At 64.5% G+C, this 19,132-nt stretch carries 13 protein-coding genes; 7 read left to right on the top strand and 6 right to left on the bottom strand.

Going from position 1 to position 19,132, the window contains the following annotated elements:
• The first annotated feature begins 232 nt into the window (after positions 1–232).
• Both cinR and CAG18_RS15210 read left to right on the top strand, forming a co-directional pair.
• The gene (cinR, locus tag CAG18_RS15215; protein WP_015269546.1) at positions 233–913 is read left to right on the top strand and encodes a two-component system response regulator CinR; all 681 of its coding nucleotides are present in this window, start codon (positions 233–235) and stop codon (positions 911–913) included.
• The gene (locus CAG18_RS15210) at positions 910–2,262 is read left to right on the top strand and encodes a heavy metal sensor histidine kinase (protein ID WP_085721132.1); all 1,353 of its coding nucleotides are present in this window, start codon (positions 910–912) and stop codon (positions 2,260–2,262) included. The genes cinR and CAG18_RS15210 overlap by 4 nt, the downstream gene beginning before the upstream one ends.
• Positions 2,263–2,480: 218 nt before the next feature.
• Here the strand turns inward: CAG18_RS15210 and CAG18_RS15205 are convergent, their stop codons facing one another.
• The 3 genes from CAG18_RS15205 to CAG18_RS15195 all read right to left on the bottom strand — a co-directional run bounded on the left by CAG18_RS15205 (position 2,481) and on the right by CAG18_RS15195 (position 5,725).
• Complete coding sequence (locus CAG18_RS15205; protein WP_085721131.1) at positions 2,481–3,722, bottom strand: lipoprotein-releasing ABC transporter permease subunit; 1,242 nt, start codon at positions 3,720–3,722, stop codon at positions 2,481–2,483.
• A 61-nt stretch (positions 3,723–3,783) separates the two neighbouring features.
• Positions 3,784–4,467 (bottom strand): lipoprotein-releasing ABC transporter ATP-binding protein LolD, encoded by a 684-nt coding sequence (gene lolD / locus CAG18_RS15200; RefSeq protein ID WP_169774647.1) that lies wholly within the window; start codon positions 4,465–4,467, stop codon positions 3,784–3,786.
• Positions 4,468–4,474: 7 nt separating this feature from the next.
• A complete protein-coding gene (locus tag CAG18_RS15195; protein ID WP_015269543.1) occupies positions 4,475–5,725 on the bottom strand; it encodes a lipoprotein-releasing ABC transporter permease subunit in 1,251 nt (416 codons plus the stop codon).
• A 93-nt stretch (positions 5,726–5,818) separates the two neighbouring features.
• On the opposite strand from CAG18_RS15195, the gene CAG18_RS15190 reads away from it, so the two are divergent.
• Both CAG18_RS15190 and CAG18_RS15185 read left to right on the top strand, forming a co-directional pair.
• Positions 5,819–6,403, top strand: a complete 585-nt coding sequence (locus CAG18_RS15190; RefSeq protein ID WP_013971728.1) for a PilZ domain-containing protein — start codon at positions 5,819–5,821, stop codon at positions 6,401–6,403.
• 31 nt (positions 6,404–6,434) lie between these two features.
• Entirely contained in the window at positions 6,435–7,157 is a 723-nt protein-coding gene (locus CAG18_RS15185) for a glycerophosphodiester phosphodiesterase (protein WP_013971727.1), read from the top strand.
• Positions 7,158–7,199: 42 nt separating this feature from the next.
• Here CAG18_RS15185 and sthA read toward each other — a convergent pair whose 3' ends face one another.
• The 3 genes from sthA to CAG18_RS15170 all read right to left on the bottom strand — a co-directional run bounded on the left by sthA (position 7,200) and on the right by CAG18_RS15170 (position 11,469).
• Positions 7,200–8,594 (bottom strand): Si-specific NAD(P)(+) transhydrogenase, encoded by a 1,395-nt coding sequence (gene sthA, locus CAG18_RS15180; RefSeq protein ID WP_013971726.1) that lies wholly within the window; start codon positions 8,592–8,594, stop codon positions 7,200–7,202.
• A gap of 202 nt (positions 8,595–8,796) precedes the next feature.
• The gene (locus tag CAG18_RS15175) at positions 8,797–9,795 is read right to left on the bottom strand and encodes an FAD:protein FMN transferase (RefSeq protein WP_085721164.1); all 999 of its coding nucleotides are present in this window, start codon (positions 9,793–9,795) and stop codon (positions 8,797–8,799) included.
• Positions 9,796–10,005: 210 nt separating this feature from the next.
• The gene (locus CAG18_RS15170; protein WP_043935474.1) at positions 10,006–11,469 is read right to left on the bottom strand and encodes a glyceraldehyde-3-phosphate dehydrogenase; all 1,464 of its coding nucleotides are present in this window, start codon (positions 11,467–11,469) and stop codon (positions 10,006–10,008) included.
• A gap of 167 nt (positions 11,470–11,636) precedes the next feature.
• Here CAG18_RS15170 and mfd point away from each other — a divergent pair, with 167 nt between their 5' ends.
• From mfd to CAG18_RS15155, 3 genes are read left to right on the top strand one after another with little or no spacing between them, the layout of a single operon-like run.
• Positions 11,637–15,086 (top strand): transcription-repair coupling factor, encoded by a 3,450-nt coding sequence (gene mfd / locus CAG18_RS15165; protein WP_085721130.1) that lies wholly within the window; start codon positions 11,637–11,639, stop codon positions 15,084–15,086.
• Between the two features lie 9 nt (positions 15,087–15,095).
• On the top strand, positions 15,096–15,668 hold the full coding sequence (locus tag CAG18_RS15160) for a CsiV family protein (protein ID WP_004376408.1): 573 nt from the start codon (positions 15,096–15,098) through the stop codon (positions 15,666–15,668).
• A 1-nt stretch (position 15,669) separates the two neighbouring features.
• Positions 15,670–19,014: a DEAD/DEAH box helicase gene (locus CAG18_RS15155; protein ID WP_085721129.1), complete on the top strand. Its 3,345-nt coding sequence runs from the start codon at positions 15,670–15,672 to the stop codon at positions 19,012–19,014.
• The last annotated feature ends 118 nt before the right edge of the window (positions 19,015–19,132 follow it).

Raw genomic sequence — 19,132 nt, 5'->3', positions numbered from 1 at the left:
AGTCTACCGGTTTTGCACCCCACCTTGGAGCGCAAGTCAGCGGTATTACATCTTCGTCAGTTTGGGGCGAGCGGGTTCATCGTCACGTATCATCTCAGCATCACCCGGTCCCTGTAGGAGCGGGTTCACCCGCGAACACCGGCAAAGCCGGTGCCATGCACCGTGTTGAATTCTTCGCGGGTAAACCCGCTCCCACAGGGTTTTGTGCCGTTTGCTGGAGTCAATTCACCCAATGAAACTGCTGATCGTCGAAGACCAGGCCCGTACCGGCCAGTACCTGAGCCAGGGCCTGAACGAGGCCGGCTTCGCCACCGAACTGGCCACCGACGGCGAGACCGGCCAGTTCCTCGCCCTGACCGGTGACCACGACCTGCTGATTCTCGACGTGATGCTGCCCGGCCGTGACGGTTGGCAGATCCTCCAGGCCGTGCGCCAGGCCGGCCTGGACACCCCGGTGCTGTTTCTCACCGCCCGCGATGCCGTGGAGGACCGGGTGCACGGCCTGGAGCTGGGCGCCGATGATTACCTGGTCAAGCCGTTTGCCTTCTCCGAACTGCTGGCGCGGGTGCGCAGCCTGCTGCGCCGGGGCACCAGCCCCAGCCAGGACACCACCCTGGGGCTGGCCGACCTGCGCCTGGACCTGATCCGCCGCCGCGCCGAGCGCGCCGGCCAGCGCATCGACCTGACTGCCAAGGAGTTCGCCCTGCTTGAACTGCTGCTGCGCCGCCAGGGCGAGGTGCTGCCCAAATCGCTGATCGCCTCGCAGGTGTGGGACATGAATTTCGACAGCGATACCAATGTGATCGAAGTGGCGATCCGCCGCCTGCGCCTGAAGATCGACGACCCGCACCCCAACAAGCTGATCCATACCGTGCGCGGCATGGGCTATGTACTCGAAGAGCGCGCGGAGTGATGCGTCGGGTCTCCCTCGGCAGCCGCCTGGCCCTGCTGTTCGCCGCATGCACCGCCGCTGTCTCGCTCGGCGCGGGCCTGATATTCAGCCGGGCCAGCGAGCAGCACTTCGTGGAACTGGACCAGCAGCTGCTGGACTCGCGCCTGTCGCTGTTCCGCACCCAGCTGGCCGGCATCACCACCCCGGCCGAGCTGCAGGCGCGCCTGCCCGCCTTGCGCGATGAACTGGGCCACCAGGCCGACCTGGCCCTGCGCATCAACGGCAGCGACGGCGCCACCTGGTTCGAAAGCCGCACAGGCCTGCCGCGGACGCCACTGCCCGACGGGCTGGCAACCCTGCATGCGCAAGGCACCGATTACCGCAGCCTGGCCGTGCACCTGGCGCAAGGCGCCCCGCAGTCGCCACAACTGACCCTGTACCTCGACATCACCCATCACCAGCACTTCCTGCAGGGCATGCAACGGCTGATCTGGCTGACGGTGGGCCTGTCGGCGCTGGCCACGGCGCTGCTCGGTGCCTGGGCTGCACGCCGCGGGTTGCGCCCATTGCGGCAGATGGGCCAGGTGGCTGCCAGCGTGTCGGCGCGCTCGCTCACCACCCGCCTGCCGGTGGCACAGATGCCCGAAGAGCTGGCCGAGCTGGCGACGGCCATGAACGCCATGCTGCAGCGCCTGGACGATGCCTTCCAGCGCCTGTCGGCATTCTCTGCCGACATCGCCCACGAGCTGCGCACGCCGCTGTCCAACCTGCTGACCCACACCCAGGTCACCCTCACCCGCCCGCGCAGCCTCGAAGAGTACCGCGAAGCCCTGCACGGCAACCTCGAGGAACTGCAATGGATGGCGCAGATGATCAACGACATGCTGTTCCTGGCCAAGGCCGACCATGGCCTGCTGGTGCCGGGGCAAGCACCGCTGGTGCTGCATGAGGAGGTGGATGCGCTGCTGGAGTACTACGCGCCGCTGGCAGAGGACAGCGGCGTGCAGATGCTGCGCGAGGGTGAGGCGCTGCTGCAGGGCGACCGGCATATGCTGCGCCGGGCGCTGTCCAACTTGCTGGACAATGCCTTGCGCTTTACCCCGTCGGGTGGGCAGATAAAGGTGACATTGGGGCCAGGGCCGAGGGTTGGCGTGGCCAATACCGGGGCGGCTATCGAGCCGGCAGTGTTACCACGGTTGTTCGACCGCTTCTACCGGGTGGACCCGGCGCGGCGGGAAGGCAGTAGCGAGCATGCCGGGTTGGGGCTGGCGATTACCCGGTCGATCGTGCAGGCCCATGGTGGGCGCATCAGGGCGGAGTGTGCGGACGGGTGGACGCGATTCGTGATCGATTTCACTGAAGACCAGTGACATCGGGGCTGCTTTGCAGCCCATCGCCGGCAAGCCAGCTCCCACAGGTACAGCGCAGGTCTTGAGCTTGATGCAATCCTGTGGGGGCGACCGTCTTGTACTGCCTGTACTGGCCTCATCGCTGGCAAGCCAGGCTCCTACAGGGACTGCGCAGGGCTTGAGGCCGATGCGGTCGGGGTGGGAGCTGGCTTGCCGGCGATGAGGCCCTCAACAGTCACTCAAACTGCCAGGCCAATCGCCGGCTGTACCTGCGATGCCCGATAAGCCGGGTAAATGGTCGCCAGGAAGCTCATCACCAACCCGGCAGTGCAGATGATCGCCACATCGCCCCACTGCAACTGCGACGGCAAGCTGCTGACGAAGTACACATCCGAAGTAAAGATGTGCTGCCCGCTCACCCGCTCCAGCCAACCGACGATCTGGCTGACGTTGAACGCCGCAACCACCCCAAGCACGCCACCGATCAGCGTCCCGACAATACCGATCAGGCTGCCCTGGACCATGAACGTGCCCATGATCTGCGCCGGCGTGGCGCCCAGGGTGCGCAGGATGGCGATGTCCGGCCCCTTGTCGTTCACCACCATCACCAGGGTGGCGATGATGTTGAACGCCGCGACCGCGATGATCATCAGCAACAGCAGGCCGATCATGGTCTTTTCCATCTTCATGGCGCTGAACAGGCTGCCCTGGGTATGCGACCAGTCATCGGCACGGTAGGCATCACCCAGCCCGGCAGCGATGGCCTTGGACACCTGCGGTGCGGCATACAGGTCGTGCAGTTTCAGGCGCACGCCCTGCACCTGGCCCGGCGCCCAGCGCTGCATGGCGCCAGCATCGTCGACATGGATGTAAGCCTGCGAGCCGTCCAGCTCGGCGCCTACCTTGAAGATACCGACCACGGTCAGGCGCTGCATGCGCGGGGTGATACCGCTCGGCTCCTTGCTGATTTCCGGCACGATCAGGGTCAGTTTGTCGCCGGTATTCAAGCGGAAGCGCCGCGCAGTCAGCTCACCGATGACCACGCCGAACTCTCCCGGCTGCAGGTCCTGCAGCCGGCCCTGGACGATATGCTGGCCGACGATCGAGACCTTGCCCTCTTCGGCCGGGTCGATACCGCCGACCTGGATCGGCTGCATCGCGCCCTTGTACGACAGCATGCCTTCCATTTCGGTAATCGGCGCTGCCGCCATCACCGCCGGGTCGCGCATGGCCGCGTCGGCGACCTTGTGCCAGTCGTCCAGCGGCTGCACGCCGAGGATGGCGGCATGCGGCACCAGGCCGAGGATGCGCGAACTCATTTCGCGCTGGAAACCGTTCATCACCGACAGCACCACGATCATCGCCAGCACGCCCAGCGACAGGCCGATCATCGAGGTCATCGAGATGAACGAGATGAAGTGGTTGCGGCGCTTGGCTCGGGTGTAGCGCGCGCCGATGAAGATGGGCAAGGGTCTGAACATGTACGGAAACACCCAATGAAAACAGGAAAACGGGGCGGCACCGGCCACCCCGTGCAGTCGATCAGATCGCCACCAGGTGGCCGTCGTCGAGCTTCAATACACGGTCCATCTGGCGCGCCAGGTTGAGGTCGTGGGTGACCACCAGGAACGCCGTGCGCGACGCGCTGGACAGTTCCTGCATCAACTCCTGGATGCCCTGGGCGGTGTGGTGGTCGAGGTTGCCGGTCGGCTCGTCGAGCATTACCAGGCCGGGGCGGTTGACCAGTGCGCGGGCAATCGCTACCCGCTGGCGCTCACCACCGGACAACTCGGCCGGCTTGTGGTTGAAGCGGTGGGCCAGGCCAACACGCTTGAGCAGCGCCTCGGCACGCTCACGGGCCTCGGGGATCGGCGTGCGGCCGATCAGCAACGGCATGCACACGTTTTCGATGGCAGTGAATTCCGGCAGCAAGTGGTGGAACTGGTAGACAAAGCCCAGCTCGCGGTTGCGCAACAGGCCACGGGCACGCTCGCCCAGTGCCGACAGCTCCTCGCCGGCCAGCCAGACGCTGCCCTGGGTCGGCCGGTCGAGGCCGCCCAACAGGTTGAGCAAGGTACTCTTGCCCGAGCCGGAGCTACCTACGATGGCTACCCGCTCACCGGCGTGCAGCTCGAGGTTGAGCCCGGACAGCACCTGCACCGACTCCGGGCCCTCGTCGTAGGACTTGCCCAGGTTGCGGCAACTCAGAACGGCTTTATCACTCATGCGCGACTCACTCATAACGTAGCGCCTCTGCAGGCTGGGTGCGGGCCGCACGCCAGGCCGGGTACAGGGTGGCGAAGAAACTCAGGACCAGCGCCGCACCACAGACCATGTATACGTCCTGGGCCTGGATCTGCGACGGCAGGTAATCGATGAAGTACACGTCGGCGTTGAGGAACTTGTGCCCGATCAGTTTCTCGATGCCGGCGATCACCGCGCTCACGTTCAGCGCGGCGACGATCCCGACCACGGCGCCGATCAGGGTACCGATCACCCCGATCACCGTGCCCTGGACCATGAAGATGAGCATGATCTGCCCAGGCGTGGCGCCCAAGGTACGCAGAATGGCGATGTCGCCACGCTTGTCGTTGACCACCATCACCAGGGTGGAAATGATGTTGAACGCCGCCACCGCCACGATCAGCAGCAACAGCAGGCCGATCATGGCCTTTTCCATGCGGATCGCCTGGTACAGGTTGCCGTGGGTGCGGGTCCAGTCACGGCTATAGAACTCCTGGTCACCCAGGCGCTGGGCGATGTCCCAGGCCACCCGCGGCGCCTGGAACAGGTCGTCGAACTTCAGGCGCAGGCCCTGGACCTGGTCAGGCTTCCAGCGGTGCAGCCGGGACAGGTCGCTGATGTTGGTCAGGCCCAGGTAGCCGTCGATTTCGCCCGCGCCCACGTGGAAGGTACCGACCACGGTGAAGCGCTTCATGCGCGGGAACATGCCGGCCGGGGTCACACTGACCTCGGGGGCGACGAAGGTGAGCTTGTCGCCGATGCCCACGCCCAGCTTGGCCGCGGCCTTGTCGCCGATCATGATGCCCCACTCGCCCGGCGCCAGCTGGTCCAGGCGGCCTTGCAGGACGAACTTGTCGATGATCGACACTTCGCGCTCGCGGGCCGGGTCGATGCCGTTGAGCAGCACCTTCTGCACCTTGCCTTCGTGGGTCAGCAGGCCCTGCATCTGGGTGAAGGGCGCAACCGCCACCACCTGCGGATTCTGCTTTACTTGTTGGGCAAGGGCCGGCCAGTCGGCAATGGGCTGGCCGCTCTCCAGCGTGGCATGGGGGATCATGCCCAACACGCGGGTACGCATCTCGTGGTCGAAACCGTTCATGACCGAGAGCACCACGATCATCACAACCACGCCCAGGGCGAGGCCGATCATCGAGGTCAGGGAAATGAACGAGACGAAGTGATTGCGACGTTTGGCACGGGTATAACGCGTGCCGATGAATGCGAAAAGAGGTCTGAACATGTCGGGGCTTGTTCGGATGAAAGGGAACGTCCTTGTGGCGAGGCGCCTACGGCGGCTTTACACTCGGACCACCGCCGCTACCTTGGGTTCGCCATGACGACATTAGACGAAGAAGATCGCCGCGAATACTACCGCATCGAAGATCGGATCGCACTTCAAATCAGCCCCCTCAGCGCGGCCGAAGCCCTTGACCCAGATGTGTTGCAAGATGATTCGCCTCTGTTCAACCTGCTCAGCGAGCTGCACCTGTCCGACTTCGAGTCGCAGCACCTGCTGCGCCAGCTGAGCGAGAAGGACCGCACCCTCGCCGCTTTCCTGCGCGCACAGAACAAACGCCTCGACCTGCTTAGCGCAGTAGTTGCCCAGACCCTGCTCGGCGAAGTTGGCCAGCCCCAGCCGGTGGTCATTTCCGAGGGCGGCATCGAGTTCGCACAAGCCACAGCGGTTGCCCCCGGCACCCGGGTGAAGGTGAAGATGGTGCTGATGCCGCGCGCCCACGGCCTGCTGCTGCGCGGCAAGGTCACCCATTGCGACCCGCGCCCGGAGGGCGGCTTCGAGGTCGGCACCGAATTCACCGACATGACCGACGCCCAACGGCAATTGCTGGCCCGCTACATCCTGCAACGCCAGCAGCAGCAACGGCGCCAGCAGCTGGAACAGAACGACCCCGCCTCCTGAGCCCATTTTTCTCTGATTTGAAGGAACGAACGTGACCCTGATCTACGGCCACCGCGGCGCCAAGGGCGAAGCGCCCGAGAATACCCTGAAGAGCTTCCAGCAATGCCTCGCCCATGGCGTGACCCGCTGCGAGCTGGACCTGCACCTGTCGGCCGACAACGAGCTGATGGTGATCCACGACCCGACCCTCAAGCGCACCACCGGCAAACGCGGCAAGGTGGTCGAGCACCCGGCCGCAGACCTGGTCAAGATAGATGCCCGCAAAGGCGGCCCGGGCCATGTCCAGCCCTGCCCGATTCCGAGGCTGGAAGAACTGTTCCAGAAGTGCCCGTTCGAGCATTGGCAGCTGGAAGTGAAAAGCGCCTCGCGTACCCGCGCCGCGACCACCGTGCTGGCGATCCGCGAACTGGCCCAGCAGTACGGCCTGCTGGACAAGGTGACCATTACCTCCAGCTCACGCGAAGTGCTGGGTGCCGCCCTGGAGCTGGTGCCGGACGTCAAACGCGGGCTGGTAGCCGAATACGCCTGGCTCGACCCATTGAAGGTGGCACAGAACTACGGCTGCAACCTGCTGGCATTGAACTGGACGCTGTGCACCCCCGAGCGCCTGCTGAAAGCCCAGGCCCAGGGTTTGCATGTGTCGGTGTGGACGGTCAACGAACCGGCACTGATGCGCCGGCTCGCTGACTTCGGTGTGGACAGCCTGATTACAGACTTTCCCGGTTTGGCCAGGACCACCCTCGGGCAGGGTTGAAATCGGTCTCTCCGACCGGCTCAGGCCACCGGTCGGAGCCGCTCAAAAAAGCCGGTTCAGGCCATCGTAGGCAGCTACCCGATAGGCTTCGGCCATGGTCGGGTAGTTGAATGTGGTGTTGACGAAATACTTCAGGTTGTTCAGCTCGCCCGGCTGGTTCATCACGGCCTGGCCGATATGGACGATTTCCGAAGCCTGGTAGCCGAAGCAGTGTACGCCCAGCACCTCCAGTGTTTCGCGGTGGAACAGGATCTTCAGCATGCCTTGCGGCTCGCCGGCGATCTGTGCACGGGCCATGCTCTTGAAGAAGGCTTTGCCCACTTCGTACGGCACCTTGGCCTGGGTCAGTTCCTGCTCGTTCTTGCCGATCGAGCTGATCTCCGGAATGGTATAGATACCGGTTGGCACATCATTGACGAAGCGCCAGCTGCCATTGTCCACGATGCTGCCAGCTGCCGAACGGCCCTGGTCATGGGCAGCGCTGGCCAGGCTTGGCCAGCCGATCACGTCGCCGGCACCGTAGATGTTCGGCACGCTGGTGCGGTAAGCCTCGTCGACCTCGATCTGGCCGCGGCTGTTGACCTTGATGCCGATGTTTTCCAGGCCCAGCTTGTCAGTGTTGCCGGTACGGCCGTTGCACCACAGCAAGGCGTCGGCCTTGATCTTCTTGCCCGACTTCAGGTGCAGGATCACCCCGTTGTCCAGGCCTTCGACGCGCTCATACTCTTCGTTGTGGCGCACGGTGATGTTGTTGTTGCTGAAGTGGTAGCTCAGCGCCTGGGAAATTTCCGAGTCGAGGAAGCTCAGCAACTGGCCACGGTTGTCTACCAGCTCTACCAATACACCCAGGCCGCTGAAGATCGAGGCGTATTCGCAACCGATCACGCCGGCTCCGTACACGATCAATTTGCGTGGGGTGTGGCTGAGGCTGAGGATGGTGTCGCTGTCGTAGACGCGCGGGTGGTGGAAGTCGATATCGGCCGGGCGGTACGGGCGCGAGCCGGTGGCGATGATGATGTGCTTGGCGTTGAGCTTTTCCACCACACCGTTCGGGCAAACCACTTCGACGGTCTGCTCGTCGGCGAAGCTGCCGGTGCCGAAGAACACGTCCACGCGGTTACGTGCGTAGTAGCCGGTGCGCGACGCTACCTGCTTGGCGATGACCTTCTCGGCGCTTTTCAGCACGTCGGGGAACGAGAACCAGCGCGGCTCACCGATGGCACGGAACATCGGGTTGGTGTTGAACTGCATGATCTGCCGCACCGAGTGACGCAGTGCTTTGGACGGGATGGTGCCCAGGTGGGTGCAGTTGCCCCCGACCTGGCGACGGCTATCGACCATCGCCACCTTGCGCCCTGCTTTGGCGGCGTTCATTGCCGCACCTTCTCCGGCCGGGCCGGAACCCAGCACCACTACGTCGTAGTTGTAGACAGCCATGCGTACTCCTTCAGAACTGGCCCGCAAGCTACGGTCGCTCGCGGGGCGCGATCATGCCGCCGGGGCGTCATGAGAAAATTCGGGTGCAGTCTAATCAAGCGTGAACGCCGCGCACATTAACCCTTGGTCGCGTCGTAGGCCAATTTCGCCCGCACTACATGTGTGAACCATTCCCTGGCGGCGATCATCCCTGCTTGTGCTTTCACTCGCCTTTCACTGCCCGTTCGAATGCGGGCGTAGCTCGGGAGACGAAGCCACCCTCGGCCCGAGTCACCAATACCGCGGCAAGGCCATGCGCCACGGCAAAATCCCAGCCACGTTCCGGGCCCAGGATCAACAGCAGCGTCGAATAGCCGTCGGCCTGCAGCGCCGAGGCATCGAGCACGGTGACCGCGGCCAGGTCGTGCTGCACCGGGCGCCCGAGGCGGGCATCGAAGGTGTGCGAATAGCGCCGGCCATTCTCCTCGAAATAGTGCCGATAGTCACCCGAGGTCGATACCGAAAGGCCGTTGACCGGGATGATCTGGCGGGCTATCTGGCGATCTTCGCGGGGTAGCTCCAGGGCGATGCGCCAGGGGCTGCCATCCGGTTTGCGGCCGGCGGCCTTGAGCTCGCCGGTGGCTTCGGCGACAAAGTTGGCCACGCCCATGGCCTGCAGGCGCGCGGCGATCAGGTCGACGGCATGGCCGGCGGCGATGCTGTTGAAGTCGAGCTTCACCGGGGCGTCCTTGCACAGGGCCTGGCCGTCGATGTGCAGATGCCGGTAGCCCACGCGCTGGCGCACCTGGGCCAGGGCCGACGGGTCGGGCACCTGTTCGTGACGGGCCTGGGGGCCGAACCCCCACAGGTCGAGCAAGGGTTCGACGGTAAGGTCGAAGGCGCCGCCGCTCTGCTCGGCCAGGTGCTGACCAAGGCTGACCAGTTCGAGCATGTCGGGCGGCAGTACCTGGCACTGGTTGGCGGGCAACTGGTTGAAACGGCTGATGGTGGAGTCGCCGCGGTAGGTCGAGTAGTGCTGGTCGATGCCGTGCAGGATGGTTTCCACTGCCGCCTGCACCTGAACCGGCGCCGGGCCGCCGGGTTCGCGCACGTACTGGATGCTGTAGCTGCTGCCCATGGTCGGGCCACCCAGGCGCTCCAGGGTGGGGCCCTGGTTGCAGGCGGTGAGCAGCATCAGCAAGAAACAAAGAAATGCGCGCAATATCGAGATCTCGAATGTCTGTACTGGCCCTTTCGCGGGCACGCCCGCTCCCACAGGTACCCCACTGCCCTCCAGCCCTGTGATATCCCTGTGGGAGCGGGCGTGCCCGCGAAAGGGCCAGTACAGACACAGTAAATGCCCGATCGGTTTATCAGGCGAAAAAAAACGGGAACCCGAAGGTTCCCGTTTTTTCATTGCCTTACAAGCGTATCAGTGCGGAAACGCTGGCGGGTTCACACCGGCCATCTCTTCCATCACACGAACCACCTGGCAGCTGTAACCGAATTCGTTGTCGTACCAGACGTACAGAACAACGCGGTTGTCATTGCAGATGGTCGCTTCGGCGTCAACCACACCGGCGTGGCGCGAACCGACGAAGTCGGTCGAAACCACTTCCTGCGAGCTGACGTAATCGATCTGCTTGTGCAGTTCCGAGTGCATGGCGGTCTGGCGCAGGTACTCGTTGATCTCGTCGCGGCTGGTGGCCTTCTCGAGGTTCAGGTTGAGGATGGCCATCGAAACGTTCGGCGTCGGTACGCGAATGGCGTTGCCGGTCAGCTTGCCCTTCAGCACTGGCAGTGCCTTGGCGGCAGCAGTGGCGGCGCCGGTTTCGGTGATGACCATGTTCAGCGGCGCGGCGCGGCCGCGGCGGCTGCCCTTGTGGAAGTTGTCGATCAGGTTCTGGTCGTTGGTGAACGAGTGAACGGTTTCGACATGGCCGTTGACGATGCCGTACTGGTCGTTGATGGCCTTGAGCACCGGCACGATGGCGTTGGTGGTGCAGGAAGCGGCCGAGATGATCTTGTCATCGGCAGCGATGTCGCCGTGGTTGATGCCGTGCACGATGTTCTTCAGCGCGCCCTTGCCAGGTGCGGTGAGGATCACGCGGGCAGCGCCCGGGCAGGCCAGGTGCTGGCCCAGGCCGTCGGCATCACGCCATACGCCGGTGTTGTCGACGATCAGCGCGTTTTCGATGCCGTACTGGGTGTAGTCGACTTCGCTCGGGCTCTTGGCGTAGATAACCTGGATCAGGTTGCCGTTGGCGGTGATGGTGTTGTTGGCTTCGTCGATGGTGATGGTGCCATCGAACGGGCCGTGCACCGAGTCACGGCGCAGCAGGCTGGCACGCTTGACCAGGTCGTTCTCGGCGCCCTTGCGCACGACGATGGCGCGCAGGCGCAGGCCGTCGCCACCACCGGTCTTCTCGATCAGGATGCGCGCCAGCAGGCGGCCGATGCGACCGAAACCGTACAGCACAACGTCGGTGCCCTTGCGCGCCGAAGCGTTCTGCTGGCCAACTACCGCGGCCAGTTCTTCACGGACGAACTGCTCGGCAGTGCGGCCATTGCCTTCCTGCTTGAACTTGTTGGCCAGCTTGCCCAGGTCGACCGAAGCGGCGCCCAGTTTCAGCTCGCTCATGGCCTTGAGCAGGGGGAATGTCTCGTGGACGGACAGTTCGGTTTCGTCGGCTTGACGATGACGCGCAAAGCGGTGCGCCTTGAGGATCGAGATAACCGAACGGTTGATCAGGCTACGGCCATAAATCGAGCTCACCACGTTGTTGTTGCGGTAGAGCTGACCGATAAGCGGGATCATCGCTTCAGCCAGGGCTTCACGATCGATCCACTCACCAAGACACTGGTCGGGCTTCTGAGTCACGGGAACCTTCCACATGTAGGGACAGAAAAAAGGGGCTACATTATGACGCCCCAACGCGTTACGGGCAATGAGCGCCTGTCGCGGCCACGCAAGCCAGCGTTCACGCCCTTTCGAACCTGACAGCCGGCACCGTCACCGGTACAATCGATCTCTTTGCCGCAACGCTTGGAGTGCAATCTCCCGTGTCAGTTCTGCGCCTACCGCAAATGTCGGCCACGGCCGGCAAACAAACCTGGGGCAATCTACCCGGTGCCGCCCTCAGCCTGGCCATCGCCGAGGCCGCCAGCAGCGCGGGCCGCTTCACTTTGCTGCTGACAGCCGACAGCCAGGCTGCCGATCGTCTGGAACAGGAACTTCGCTTCTTTGCCCCGGACCTGCCGGTGCTGCCGTTCCCCGATTGGGAAACCCTGCCCTACGACCTGTTCTCGCCGCACCAGGACATCATTTCCCAGCGCATCGCCAGCCTCTACCGCCTGCCCGAGCTGAGCCACGGCATCCTCGTGGTGCCGGTCACCACCGCCCTGCACCGCCTGGCGCCGACCCGCTTCCTGCTGGGCAGCAGCCTGGTGCTGGACGTGGGCCAGACCATCGATGTGGAGCAGATGCGCCTGCGCCTGGAGGCCAGTGGCTATCGCTGCGTCGACACCGTCTACGAGCATGGCGAGTTCGCCGTGCGCGGCGCGTTGATCGACCTGTTCCCGATGGGTAGCAAGCTGCCCTACCGTATCGACCTGTTCGATGACGAGATCGAGACGCTGCGCACCTTCGACCCCGAGACCCAGCGCTCGATCGACAAGGTGGATTCGGTGCGCCTGCTGCCGGCGCGCGAGTTCCCGATGCAGAAAGAGGAAGTGACCCGCTTCAAGGCGCGCTTCCGCGAACGCTTCGATGTCGATTTCCGCCGCAGCGCGATCTTCCAGGACCTGGCCAGCGGTATCATCCCCGCCGGCATCGAGTACTACCTGCCGCTGTTCTTCGAAGAAACCTCGACCCTGTTCGACTACCTGCCGGCCGACACCCAGGTGTTCTCGCTGCCCGGCGTGGAACAGGCCGCCGAACACTTCTGGAACGACGTGCGCGGGCGTTATGAAGACCGCCGTGGCGACCTGAGCCGGCCGCTGCTGCCGCCGGCCGAGCTGTTCCTGCCGGTGGAAGACTGCTTTGCCCGGCTCAAGCAATGGCCACGGGTAGTGGTCAGCACCGAAGACCTCGACCCGGGCGTGGGTCGCGAGCGCTTCCCGGCACGCGCCCTGCCCAACCTGGCAATCGAAGCCAAGGCCAACCAGCCCCTGGCCGAACTGGCCAACTTCCTCGACCAGTTCCCCGGCCGGGTGTTGTTCACCGCCGAATCGGCGGGCCGCCGCGAAGTGCTGCTGGAGCTGCTCGAGCGGCTGAAACTGCGCCCGCATACCGTCGACGGCTGGGCCGACTTCATCACCGGCAGCGAACGCCTGGCAATCACCATCGCCCCACTGGACGAAGGCCTGCTGCTGGACGACCCAGGCCTGGCCCTGATCGCCGAAAGCCCGCTGTTCGGCCAGCGAGTCATGCAGCGCCGGCGCCGCGACAAGCGTGGCGAAACCGCCAACGACGCGGTGATCAAGAACCTGACCGAGCTGCGCGAAGGCGCGCCGGTGGTGCACATCGACCATGGCGTGGGCCGCTACCTGGGCCTGGCCACCCTGGAAATCGACGGCCAGGCCGCCGAATTCCTCACCCTGGAATACGCCGAGGGCGCCAAGCTGTACGTGCCGGTGGCCAACCTGCATCTGATCGCTCGCTACACCGGGAGCGACGATGCCCTGGCACCGCTGCACCGGCTGGGCTCGGAGGCCTGGCAGAAGGCCAAGCGCAAGGCCGCCGAACAAGTGCGCGACGTCGCCGCCGAACTGCTCGATATCTATGCCCGCCGCGCCGCGCGCAAAGGCTATGCATTTGCCGACCCGTCCGCCGACTACGCCACCTTCAGCGCCGGCTTCCCGTTCGAGGAAACCCCGGATCAGCAGGCTGCCATCGAAGCCGTGCGTGCCGACATGCTGGCGCCCAAGCCGATGGACCGCCTGGTGTGCGGCGACGTCGGCTTCGGCAAGACCGAAGTGGCCATGCGCGCAGCGTTCATCGCCGTACACAGCGGCCGCCAGGTGGCCGTGCTGGTGCCCACCACCCTGCTCGCCCAGCAGCACTACAACAGCTTCCGCGACCGCTTTGCCGACTGGCCGGTGACCGTGGAGGTGATGAGCCGCTTCAAGTCGGCCAAGGAAGTGGCCAACGCCGCCGCCGATCTGGCCGAAGGCAAGATCGACATCCTCATCGGCACCCACAAGCTGCTGCAGGACGATGTACGCTTCAAGGACCTGGGCCTGGCCATCATCGACGAAGAGCACCGCTTTGGCGTGCGCCAGAAGGAACAGCTCAAGGCCCTGCGCAGCGAAGTGGACATCCTCACCCTCACCGCCACGCCGATCCCGCGTACGCTGAACATGGCGGTGGCGGGCATGCGCGACCTGTCGATCATCGCCACGCCGCCAGCGCGCCGCCTGTCGGTACGCACCTTCGTCATGGAGCAGAACAAGAGCACGGTCAAGGAGGCGCTGCTGCGCGAGCTGCTGCGCGGTGGCCAGGTGTACTACCTGCACAACGATGTGAAAACCATCGAGAAATGCGCCGCCGACCTTGCCGAACTGGTGCCAGAGGCGCGCATCGGTATCGGCCACGGGCAGATGCGCGAGCGCGAGCTGGAACAGGTGATGAGCGATTTCTACCACAAGCGCTTCAACGTGCTGGTGGCCTCGACCATCATCGAAACCGGCATCGACGTGCCCAGCGCCAACACGATCGTCATCGAGCGCGCCGACAAGTTCGGCCTGGCCCAGCTGCACCAGCTGCGCGGCCGTGTTGGCCGCAGCCACCACCAGGCCTACGCCTACCTGCTGACGCCAACCCGGCAGAAGGTCAGCGCCGACGCCGAAAAACGCCTGGAGGCGATCGCCAACACCCAGGACCTCGGTGCCGGCTTCGTGCTGGCCACCAACGACCTGGAGATTCGCGGAGCCGGCGAGCTGCTGGGCGAAGGCCAGAGCGGGCAGATCCAGGCGGTGGGCTTTACCTTGTACATGGAAATGCTCGAACGCGCGGTCAAGGCGATCCGCAAGGGTACCCAGCCCAACCTTGAGCAGCCGCTGGGTGGTGGTCCGGAAATCAACCTGCGCCTGCCGGCACTGATCCCCGAGGACTACCTGCCCGACGTGCATGCACGGCTGATCCTGTACAAGCGCATTGCCTCGGCCGCCGATGAAGAAGGCCTCAAGGACCTGCAGGTGGAAATGATCGACCGCTTCGGCCTGCTGCCCGAGCCGACCAAGAACCTGATGCGCCTGACCTCGCTCAAGCTGCACGCGGAAAAGCTCGGCATCAAGAAAGTCGACGCCGGCCCCAACGGCGGCAAGATCGAGTTCGAGGCCGAGACCCCGGTCGACCCGCTGACCCTGATCAAGCTGATCCAGGGCCAGCCCAAACGCTACAAGTTCGAAGGCGCCACCCAGTTCCGCTTCCTGGTACCCATGGAACGCCCCGACGAACGCTTCAATAACCTGGAGGCGCTGTTCGAGCGCCTGACCCCACAGCCTGCCTAAGGAAGATCCATGCGTGCCATCCGTTGCCTGACCCTGCTGCTGGCGCTGTTCGCCCCGGCCGCCTTCGCCGAAGGCCTGTATCAGGTAGAAATGATCCTGGTGCGGCAGAACAGCGTGCCCGCCTTCACCAGCCCGTTCGCCCCCGAAGACTGGAGCGCCGGCGCTCCGCGCCTGGAAAAGGACGCCGAGCGCCGCCTGGCGCTGGAAGACGAAGCCACCCGCCTGGAAGCCACCGCGGACTACACCGTGCTACTGCACAAGGCCTGGCAGCAGCAAGTGGGCAGCGAGCCCAGCCGCATCGCCCTGGGCGAAGGCACCGAGCAGTTCGGCCACTTCCCCATCGAAGGCAACCTGAGCATCGCCGAGGGCCGTTTCATTGCGGTCGAGGCCAACTTCTGGGTCAACCAGCTGGACGGCAACGGCAGCGTGCTGCAAAGCGAGCAGTTCAAGCAGAGCAACAGCAACGTCAAGGGCGGCCAGCTGACCTTCCTCGACGGTGGGCACCTGGCGGTGCTGCTGAAGGTGACACCACCAGGTACGCCTAAAATGCCAGTGATGGACCCGGAGATGATGGAGCAGTGATGTGAGCGAGAGCGATGCGCAGTTCTTTGTGCGGGAGCACGACGGCTGGACGTTCGCGTTTGACCGCAAGTCCCTGCAACGCGGCCTGGACTACGCCGAGGAAGGCAGAAGCGAAATCGTGTCCATCCTCGACATGACCGTCCGCGCCCAGTGCGCAGGTTCCGGCGGCCGGACCTACTACCAGCGCATCACGCTGGACATGACGGAAGATGGCCTGGAGTGCCGAGGCACTTGCTCATGCCCGGTGGGCGAAGACTGCAAGCATTGTGCGGCTGCGCTCTATTTGCTGGAGCGCGGGCCGGATTACGCCGAGGGCAGCCATGATGCCCCTCACCCAACGGTTGACGCAGCCCGGCAATCTCTGGACCTCCCACCTGAACTCGCCCATTGGGTCGAGGCCCTGGAAGCTCCGACAAAGCCTGCCGAGCCTGCCAGGCGCAAAGGCCCGTCGCTCTACTACAAGGTCGTTAATGAGCACGGCCTTTGCACGCTCAGCGTATCCAAAGGCACCCGCGAAGCCGATGGCCAGCTGAAACTCGCCCGTGCCAGCTCGCTGCCTGAGATGCTCTACTACACGCCACGTTACGTAATTGATGAGGACCTGCGCATCCTCAGGCTGATTGACGCCCTTGGCAAAAACACCAACATGCCAATCGCAAGGCTGGAAGGAAAGCAAGGCGCAGAGCTGTACGAGTTCGCACTGGCCAGTGGCCGCCTGATCTACGGCGAGCAACTGTTGCCACTAGCCCCCGGGCCGACACTGCCGGCCGAGTTTCGCTGGATGAGGCTTGAGAACGGCAGCTATCGTGGTGCGTGGCACCATGATGAGCGGATGCATGACATGGCACTGCCGCTCGACCCGCTCTATTACATCGATACCCAGACGGGCATGACTGGCAAGCTTGTACATGATCTTGACCCGTTCATTGCCAGCCAACTGGCAAGCGCACCTACGGTGCCCGAACACTTGATCATCCCCCTGAGCCACCGCTTGAACGCACTGAATCGCCAGGTTCCAACGCCTACAAGCGTACGCAGTGAAGAGATCGACAGTATTCAACCCAGGCCGCACCTGACGCTGGGCAGCCTTGAATTCAGCGCCTACATGCCCAAGACCGGCCGCATGCAGCGGCAGATGCAGCATCGGGCCGCACTGGCGTTCGACTATGACGGTTTACGCGCCAGCGGCAGCGACGAAAAACCGCTGACCCGCCTGGTAGACAACACCTGCCAGCGCATCCGCCGCCAGCCCCAGGCCGAACAGGCGCTGCGCAAGGTGCTGCGCGACCTCGGTTTCAAGGCCGCCACCCGGCAGAGCAAGGCCCTGCCTGACAGTGCCGGCGAGATGCTCCAGTTGCCCGATGACGAAGCCTGGCTGCGCTTTGCCCGCGAAGGCCTGCCGCGCCTGCGCGAAGCCGGTTGGAACATCGACATCCACCGCGACTTCGCCTTCAACCTGCAGGAAGTGGACGACTGGTACGCCACCATCGACGAAGCGCCCGGCCATGAATGGTTCGACCTGGAGCTGGGCATCGTGGTCGATGGCCAGCGCCACAGCCTGCTGCCGATCGTGCTGCAACTGCTGCGCAGCAACCCGGAGCTGCTGCGCCCCAGCGAACTGGCCCGGCGCAGTGACGACGAGCACCTGCTGATCGACCTCAACCGTGGCCGCCTAGATGCCCCGGCCCTGCGCGTTGCCTTGCCCTATGGCCGCATCAAGGCAGTGATGGGCACCTTGGGCGAACTGTACCTGCACGAAGACGCCGCAGGCCCGTCCCTGCGCCTGGACCGTGCCGATGCCTCACGCCTGAACGACATCGACGGCCTGCCCCTGCATTGGGAGGGTGGCGAGCATGTGCGCGACCTGGGCCGTCGCCTGCGCGATGCCCGTGACTTGCAGGTAGAACCGCCGTCCGGGTTGCAGGCCAGCCTGCGCCCTTACCAGCAACAAGGCCTGAACTGGCTGCAGGCGCTGCGCGAGATGGGCACCGGCGGCATCCTCGGCGACGACATGGGGCTGGGCAAGACCCTGCAGGCCCTGGCACACCTGCTGCTGGAAAAACAGTCCGGGCGCCTGAGCGCACCGGCCCTGGCGGTGATGCCGACCAGCCTGGTGCCCAACTGGCTGGACGAAGCCCAGCGCTTCGCCCCCGGGCTGCGCGTGCTGGCCCTGCAAGGCCCGGGGCGCAGCAAGCATTTCGCCAAACTGCACGAATACGACCTGGTCCTGACCACCTATGCCCTGGTGCCACGCGACCTCGAGCACCTGCGCGCCCAGGCCTGGCATGTGCTGGTGCTGGACGAGGCACAGAACATCAAGAGCAGCACCAGCAAGGCCGCCCTCGCGGTTTGCGAGCTGCGGGCCAATCAGCGCGTCTGCCTGACCGGCACGCCAATGGAAAACAACCTGGGCGAGCTGTGGTCGATTTTCCACTTCCTCATGCCTGGCTGGCTGGGTGACCTGAAGCGCTTCAACCAGGACTACCGCACACCGATCGAGCGCCACGGCGACAGCGAGCGCATGGCCCACCTGGCCAGCCGCATCCGCCCGTTCCTGCTGCGCCGCACCAAGGAGCAGGTGGCCACCGAGCTGCCGGCCAAGACCGAGATGGTGCACTGGGTCGAGCTTAGCGATGCCCAGCGCGACACCTACGAAGCCGTGCGGGTGGCCATGGACAAGAAAGTCCGCGATGAAATCGCCCGCAATGGCGCCGCGCGCAGCCAGATCATCATCCTCGACGCCCTGCTCAAGCTGCGCCAGGTATGCTGCGACCTGCGCCTGGTCAAAGGGGTGGAAAGCAAAGGCAACCAGGCCGACAAGGGCAAACTGGGCGCGCTGCTGGAAATGCTCGAAGAGCTGCTGAGCGAAGGGCGCCGGGTACTGTTGTTCTCGCAGTTCACCTCGATGCTGGCGTTGATCGAGCAGGAACTGGAGAAGCGCAAGATTCGCTACAGCCTGCTGACCGGCGACACCCGCGACCGGCGCACGCCGGTGCAGCAGTTCCAGCAGGGTGACAGCGAAGTGTTCCTGATCAGCCTCAAGGCGGGTGGCGTGGGCTTGAACCTGACAGCCGCGGACACGGTGATCCACTTCGACCCCTGGTGGAACCCGGCCAGCGAAAACCAGGCTACCGACCGCGCCTACCGCATTGGCCAGGACAAGCCGGTATTCGTGTTCAAGCTGATCACCCGGGGAACGGTGGAAGAAAAGATCCAGCTGTTGCAGCAGGAGAAGGCCGCGCTTGCGGCGAGCCTGCTGGATGGCGGGCAGGCCGGGCAATGGCGGCTGGGGGATGAAGAGATCGAAGCGCTGTTTGCGCCGCTGCCCGGGAAGCGCGGGCGGTAGCCCAGAATCCTTCGCTGCCTGTACCGGCCTCTTCGCGGGTAAACCCGCTCCCACAGGGAGATCAGTGCCCTCAAGGGCGGTGCCGTACCTGTGGGAGCGGGCGTGCCCGCGAAGGGGC

This window comes from Pseudomonas sp. B22(2017) (genome assembly GCF_002113105.1).
Taxonomy (GTDB): Bacteria; Pseudomonadota; Gammaproteobacteria; order Pseudomonadales; family Pseudomonadaceae; genus Aquipseudomonas; species Aquipseudomonas asiatica.
This window is presented reverse-complemented; position numbering and strand designations above follow the sequence as displayed.

Excerpts from the sequence above, each read along its gene's own strand:
- cinR (WP_015269546.1), top strand. The coding sequence starts at position 233 with ATGAAACTGCTGATCGTCGAAGACCAGGCCCGTACCGGCCAGTACCTG.
- CAG18_RS15205 (WP_085721131.1), bottom strand. The coding sequence starts at position 3,722 with ATGTTCAGACCCTTGCCCATCTTCATCGGCGCGCGCTACACCCGAGCC.
- lolD (WP_169774647.1), bottom strand. The coding sequence starts at position 4,467 with ATGAGTGATAAAGCCGTTCTGAGTTGCCGCAACCTGGGCAAGTCCTAC.
- CAG18_RS15195 (WP_015269543.1), bottom strand. The coding sequence starts at position 5,725 with ATGTTCAGACCTCTTTTCGCATTCATCGGCACGCGTTATACCCGTGCC.
- CAG18_RS15190 (WP_013971728.1), top strand. The coding sequence starts at position 5,819 with ATGACGACATTAGACGAAGAAGATCGCCGCGAATACTACCGCATCGAA.
- sthA (WP_013971726.1), bottom strand. The coding sequence starts at position 8,594 with ATGGCTGTCTACAACTACGACGTAGTGGTGCTGGGTTCCGGCCCGGCC.
- CAG18_RS15170 (WP_043935474.1), bottom strand. The coding sequence starts at position 11,469 with ATGTGGAAGGTTCCCGTGACTCAGAAGCCCGACCAGTGTCTTGGTGAG.
- CAG18_RS15160 (WP_004376408.1), top strand. The coding sequence starts at position 15,096 with ATGCGTGCCATCCGTTGCCTGACCCTGCTGCTGGCGCTGTTCGCCCCG.